Origin of the sequence: Dyella sp. (assembly GCF_035486915.1) — a bacterium.
Classification (GTDB): Bacteria; Pseudomonadota; Gammaproteobacteria; order Xanthomonadales; family Rhodanobacteraceae; genus Dyella_B.
On sequence record NZ_DATHMR010000093.1, the window covers coordinates 1 to 5,961 of the forward strand.

General features: G+C 59.1%; 7 protein-coding genes. 3 read left to right on the plus strand and 4 right to left on the minus strand.

Features of this window, described 5'->3' with window-relative positions; translation table 11 throughout:
- On the plus strand, positions 1-309 hold a 309-nt coding region (locus tag VK725_RS07435), incomplete at its 5' end, for a glycosyltransferase family 2 protein (RefSeq protein ID WP_414648462.1).
- Complete coding sequence (locus VK725_RS07440) at positions 306-1,214, plus strand: DMT family transporter (protein ID WP_325317424.1); 909 nt, start codon at positions 306-308, stop codon at positions 1,212-1,214. The genes VK725_RS07435 and VK725_RS07440, both read left to right, overlap by 4 nt.
- 3 nt (positions 1,215-1,217) lie before the next feature.
- Here VK725_RS07440 and VK725_RS07445 read toward each other — a convergent pair whose 3' ends face one another.
- The 3 genes from VK725_RS07445 to VK725_RS07455 form a co-directional block, all read right to left on the minus strand.
- Entirely contained in the window at positions 1,218-1,763 is a 546-nt protein-coding gene (locus VK725_RS07445; protein ID WP_325317425.1) for a DUF2127 domain-containing protein, read from the minus strand.
- A 113-nt stretch (positions 1,764-1,876) separates the two neighbouring features.
- Positions 1,877-2,071, minus strand: a complete 195-nt coding sequence (locus tag VK725_RS07450) for a YbdD/YjiX family protein (RefSeq protein ID WP_325317426.1) — start codon at positions 2,069-2,071, stop codon at positions 1,877-1,879.
- Positions 2,068-4,152: a carbon starvation CstA family protein gene (locus VK725_RS07455; RefSeq protein ID WP_414648463.1), complete on the minus strand. Its 2,085-nt coding sequence runs from the start codon at positions 4,150-4,152 to the stop codon at positions 2,068-2,070. Before VK725_RS07455 ends, VK725_RS07450 begins: the two co-directional genes overlap by 4 nt.
- A gap of 296 nt (positions 4,153-4,448) precedes the next feature.
- On the opposite strand from VK725_RS07455, the gene def reads away from it, so the two are divergent.
- A complete protein-coding gene (gene def, locus VK725_RS07460) occupies positions 4,449-4,988 on the plus strand; it encodes a peptide deformylase (protein WP_325317427.1) in 540 nt (179 codons plus the stop codon).
- 46 nt (positions 4,989-5,034) lie between these two features.
- On the opposite strand, the gene VK725_RS07465 is transcribed toward def, so the two are convergent.
- Entirely contained in the window at positions 5,035-5,865 is an 831-nt protein-coding gene (locus VK725_RS07465) for an undecaprenyl-diphosphate phosphatase (protein WP_325317428.1), read from the minus strand.
- Positions 5,866-5,961 lie beyond the last annotated feature (96 nt).

Below are 5,961 nucleotides of genomic sequence, written 5' to 3' on the forward strand. Positions count from 1 at the left end.
TGGTTGAACGGGTTCGACGAAGCGTATTTCCTGCATTGCGAAGATCTCGATCTATGCCGGCGCGCACGCGATGCGGGCTGGCGGGTGTTGCTCGCAGGCGACGTGCACGTGCTGCACGGCAAAGGTGGTTCGAGTCGCCATCGCCCGGTATTTGTCAGCTATCACAAGCATCGCGGTATGTGGCGCTGGTTTCGGAAATTCGATCCCGCTGCGCAACGGCCGTTGATTGCCGGCACCGTATGGCTGGGTTTATGGTCGCACTTCCTGCTGCAGATCCCTGGCCAGCTGTTTCGGATGGCCAAACGATGATCCCCGAATCGCGGATACACACGCTGGCAACCATCGGCTTGCTGGCGATGACGGCGGTATGGGGCTCGACCTTCGTCCTAATCAAAGGTGTCGTCGATCGTTGGCCGGTTGCCGATTTTCTGGCTGTGCGTTTTATCGTCGCTGCGGTTGCGATGTTTCTTGTGTTTCATCGCCATGTCGCGCGATTGAGCCGGCAGAAATTGTGGTGCGGTGTTGTGCTTGGCATGCTTTACGGTGTCGGCCAATTGCTGCAGACATGGGGTCTCTCGCTTATTTCGCCCAGCGTCAGCGGTTTTGTCACCGGCATGTACGTGGTCTTTACACCGATACTTGCCACACTCGTATTTCGTCAGCGCATGCCGGCCATCATCTGGCTGGCGGTCGGATTGGCAACGCTGGGATTGGCGCTGCTTTCTCTGAATGGCTTTTCGGTCGATAAGGGCGTTTGGCTTACGCTTATCGCCGCGCTGTTGTACGGCTTGCACATCGTGCTGCTCGGGCGCTGGTCGCGTGCCGAGGAAGCTTTTGGTCTGTCGGCGGTGCAGATGGCCGTCATTGCGATCGTCTGCATGCTCGCCACCGTGAGTCACGGCGGCCCTGCGCTTGCGCCTGATCGCAGCGCATGGATCGCTGTGCTTTACATGGCCCTGGTTGCCGGGGCAGGTGCCATGCTGATGCAAACCTGGGCGCAAGCCCATTTGCCCGCCACGCGCGCAGCCATCGTCATGACAACCGAGCCCGTATTTGCTGCGTTATTCGCGGTGTTGCTAGGTAGCGATGTACTGACGTGGCGCATGGTTGGCGGCGGCGCATTGGTGCTTGCCGCAATGTATCTGGTCGAATTGATGCCACGTCGTAGAGCGGCAGGCGATTTGCCTGCCGAAGCCGTCCATCACGAAGTGTGACGGTTAACCTTCTTGCGTGCGCGTTGATTTGGATGCGCTGTCATTCGAACGTCGCGCATGCGGTTGCGAGGCGAGGCGAATCAGGTACAGCACGATGACGACGTTGGCGATCAGTGCGGCGAGCTTCAGCCACGTGAAGCGATGGAACACTTCATAGATTTCCACCGGAATCAGCGAACCGGTGGCGATCACCGTGAACCACTCCGCCCAGTGCTTGCGCAACCACAGTCCTGTGCCTTCGGTGGCAAAGATAGCTGCATAAACCAACGCAACGATGCCGATGGCGACGAACTTGGTGGGACCCAAATTTTCGAGCATTTCGACCAACTGCCAGCGCAGTCCGTTCGTATCCGTCAGCGACAGATGTTCGAGGATATCGATCAGGTGATCGAATGTTTTTTCGCGATGCAGCCCAAACGCCATGAAGGCCAGGATGATCAGTCCGATGGTCTTGATCCCCTTGTAAATCGCGATCACCCGCAGCCCGACGCTATGTTGCTGTTCGATGTCGGTGCTGGGCTTGGTAAGGCGGTGTTCGCTGGGGGACATAGGGACCGGTCACGGGCTTGCGTGAAGAGAGTCTAACGGTGGGAGATACGAGCAGGCCATGTCTTAATGAGGACATGGCCCGGATTTTCCAAGATTTAGGCGTAGCGCAGCGTTCAGCAACAGCGGCCGCCCGTGCCTTTGTAACGCGCCGTTTGCCGCTCGCGGAAGAACTCGGCATACGTCGGGATCTTCCGATCCGGGTGGTGGGTGCGCAGATGCGCGACGTAGACGTCGTAGTCAGGCACGCCGCAGCTCAATCGTGCGGTCTGCACCAGGCGATGCCACAGTTTGGAAAGGGTCATGTTCATGACGCCTGACTCACGACACTGGACAGTGCGATACGCGGTGCCTCATGCGCGGTGGGCACGCTGCTGCGCCACGCTTTGATCATGGCGTAGACGCTGAAAGCGCCCATGGTCAGCACCAGCAACATGAACAGACCGGTGAGCGTGGCATCCACGCGGTTGTTGGTGATGATCTGTTGCATTTGTGCGACGTTCTTCGCAGGAGCCAGCAACTGCCCCGCTTGCAACGCTTGGGTGTAGTTCTGCGCGGCAACAGTGAAACTGATCGAGCCGCTGATTTTTTCCCAACCCGCGGTCAATGTGCATACGACCAGCCAAATAGCGGGAATACCCGGCACCAGGACATAACGCTGGCGTTTCAGCTTCACAGTCACAACCGTCGCCAGCATCAAGGCGATCGCTGCGAGCATCTGATTGGCGATGCCGAAGAGTGGCCAAAGTGTGTTGATGCCACCCAATGGATCGACGGCACCCTGATAAAGAAAATAACCCCACAATCCCACGCAAACCGACGTCGCCAGCACGTTGCCGAGCCACGATTCCGTGCTTTTGAGCGGCTCGTAAACCAGACCTGCGATTTCCTGGATCATGAAACGTCCGACGCGCGTACCCGCATCCACCGTCGTAAGAATGAACAGTGCTTCGAACAAGATGGCGTAGTGATACCAAAACGCCATCATGCGCTCGCCCGGAAGAATGCTGTGCAGCAATTGCGCCATACCCACGGCAAGCGTGGGCGCGCCGCCGGCGCGGCTAAGAATGCTTGTCTCGCCGATATCGTGCGCGGTGCGTGTCAGCTCATCCGGTGTGACGACGAAACCCCACTGACTGATCACCGCGGCAGCGTGTTCGGGCGTGGTGCCGATCAATGCCGACGGTGCGTTCATCGAGAAATAAACACCCGGATGCAACGATGACGCGGCGATCAACGCCATGATGGCGACGAACGCCTCCATCAGCATGCCACCGTAACCCACCATGCGCGCTTCGCCTTCGTTGGAAAGCAGCTTTGGTGTGGTGCCCGATGCGATGATCGAATGCCAGCCCGACACCGAGCCACAGGCAATGGTGATGAACAGGAACGGGAATAACTGCCCCTGGAAGACGGGGCCGGTGCCGTCGATAAAACGCGAGACGGCCGGCATCTGCAACTGCGGTGCCGCGAAGAAGATGGCGATCGCCAGCAGCAGGATCGTGCCGATCTTCAGGAACGTGGACAGATAGTCGCGCGGCGCCAGCAACAACCACACAGGAAGCACCGACGCGAAGAATCCATAAGCAATCAGCAGCCACGCCAGCGCCTTCGCATCGAAATCGAAGAACGAGGCCAGTTCGGGTGTCGCAGCAACGTGCGCGCCGTAAGCAATCGAGCCGAGCAATAGCACCAAACCGATGATCGACACTTCCAGAATGCGCCCCGGGCGGAACCAGCGCAGGTAAACGCCCATCAGCAGCGCAATCGGAATCGTGCAGGCGACGGAGAACGTGCCCCACGGGCTGTGCGTGAGCGCCTTCACCACGACGAGCGCCAACACCGCGAGCACAATCATCATCAGGGCAAGCAGACCGAACATGGCGACGACACCTGCCAGCGGCCCTAGCTCTTCGCGCAGCATGTGCCCCAGCGAGCGTGCATCGCGGCGAACCGACAAACCCAGCACCATGAAATCCTGCACGGCTCCTGCGAACACGACGCCGAACAGAATCCACAGCGTACCAGGCAGGTAACCCATCTGCGCAGCCAGCACCGGGCCGACGAGCGGGCCCGCGCCTGCAATGGCCGCAAAATGATGACCAAACACCACCCACTTGTCGGTGGGCACGTAATCCAGTCCGTCGTTGCGCAGCACTGAAGGTGGCGCGCGGCCAGGGTCCATGCGCAATACGTAGTTTTCGATAAAGCGCCCGTAAAAGCGGTAGCCGATCAGAAACACGGCGATGGATGCGGCGACGATCCATATGGCGTTGACCGGCTCGCCGCGTCGCAGGGCCACAACGGCAAGGCAGCAGGCGCCAATCATGGCGATGACAGCCCAGACGATTTTGCTGCCCATGCCGATTGGCTTCGTTGCAACAGTTTCCATGGCAGATCTCCGGGTCAGATAAGCCTGTTCGATGCCGCGTTGAACGCGCTGGGCTATAGAAGCCGCCGACGGGGCTACGGGCAGGGCCCTAGGTTCGTCCTGTCGGCGCCAAGGGTCAATACCGCAGGGCAGCATGCGCCGGATCGACTCGCACGACGTTGATGGCCGCCTGTTTTTTAAGACGACGCACAGCTTTCGAACGCCCGTTGTCCGTATACTGAAAAGACGGCGTGGAAGGCTTGCTTTCGCGCCATGTCGTCCACAGTAACGTTCTAAGCATCTTTCGTGAGGTTGGCATGATTCGCGAGATCCTTAAGATGGGCGATCCGCGTTTGCTGCGTGTCGCACCGCCTGTGCCCAAGGACATGATCGCCAGCGCGCAACTCGATGAGTTGATCGCCGATATGTTCGAAACCATGCACGATGCGGGCGGCGTGGGTCTGGCTGCGCCTCAGATCGGCGTCGATCTGCAGCTGGTTATTTTCGGTTTCAACAGCTCCGAGCGTTATCCCGACGCACCGCCTGTCCCGCAAACGATTCTGCTCAACCCCGTCATTACGCCGCTGTCGCAGGACATGGAAGAAGGCTGGGAAGGCTGTCTTTCCGTGCCTGGTTTACGCGGCGCGGTCAATCGCTATTCGCTGATTCGCTATCAGGGTGTCGACCCCAAAGGTCAACCGATCGATCGCACTGCGGAAGGATTTCATGCGCGTGTCGTGCAGCACGAATGCGATCATCTGATCGGAAGGCTCTATCCCTCGCGTATTACCGACTTCACCAAATTCGGTTTTACGGAAGTGCTTTTCCCGGACATGGATCCTTCGTTGGACGAATAACGCGTCATGCACTCACGGCCAGAGATGCGGGCCGTGAGTGCCATCGTCAAACCGGCTGCGGATGGAGCAGGAACCAACCCAGGCAAAATGCGCCGGCGATCACGCAATACGTGCCGAATGTGGCAAGCCGTCCCCGGCCTTCGAAATAACGCATCAGGAAGCGCAGGCTCAGCCATGCGGCCATCGCGGTGAGCACGCCGCCGAGCAATGCATCCGTCAGCTGTTGCGGTGCGTGGAAGAGCTTGGGTACCTCGAGCAGTCCAGCGGCAAGAATGATGGGCGTGCCGAGCAGAAAGGAAAATTCGGCGGCTTTTTCCTTGTCGAGTCCCGTCGCGGAGCCCGCAATCATGGTCAGGCCACTGCGTGAGAACCCCGGAATCAAAGCGCCGATCTGCGCAAGGCCAACCAGGAACGCCTGACGATACGTGAGTTTTTCCGGCGGCTTGTGCGCACGGGTGCGCTGCAGGCGATCGCCAAACCACAGCAGCACGCCATTGGCGATCAGCGCCATGGCGACAATGCGCAGGTCCTTGAACACCAGTTCCAGCCGCTTTTCCAGCACGATGCCGACCAGACCCGCGGGAATCGTGCCGATGATCAAGGCCCACATCATGTGGCCGTCATCGTTCGCACGTCCGCTCAGCGATGCGACAAATCCCCGTACCAGCGCCACCCAGCGTTGACGGAAATATCCCAGCAGTGCGAATGCGGTACCCAGATGCAGGGCGACCAGGAAAGGAATGAGCTGCGGTGCATGCTTGTCGATATGCATGCCGAACAACGCTGGGACAAGCAAGGTGTGGCCCAGGCTTGAGACCGGGAAGAGTTCCGTAACGCCTTGCAGCACGCTAAGAAAAATCAGAAACCACAAACTCACGCGGGATTCCTTCTGAGATCGGTTTCCCCAATTATGTCAGCGCACATCGCTTGCGTGGCGGGGAAAGTGCGGTCAAATATGGCGATTTCGGGGCAA

What these genes read in the sequence shown, in the direction of transcription:
- VK725_RS07440 (WP_325317424.1), top strand. Translation starts at nt 306, where the DNA reads ATGATCCCCGAATCGCGGATACACACGCTGGCAACCATCGGCTTGCTG.
- VK725_RS07445 (WP_325317425.1), bottom strand. Translation starts at nt 1,763, where the DNA reads ATGTCCCCCAGCGAACACCGCCTTACCAAGCCCAGCACCGACATCGAA.
- VK725_RS07450 (WP_325317426.1), bottom strand. Translation starts at nt 2,071, where the DNA reads ATGAACATGACCCTTTCCAAACTGTGGCATCGCCTGGTGCAGACCGCA.
- VK725_RS07455 (WP_414648463.1), bottom strand. Translation starts at nt 4,152, where the DNA reads ATGGAAACTGTTGCAACGAAGCCAATCGGCATGGGCAGCAAAATCGTC.
- def (WP_325317427.1), top strand. Translation starts at nt 4,449, where the DNA reads ATGATTCGCGAGATCCTTAAGATGGGCGATCCGCGTTTGCTGCGTGTC.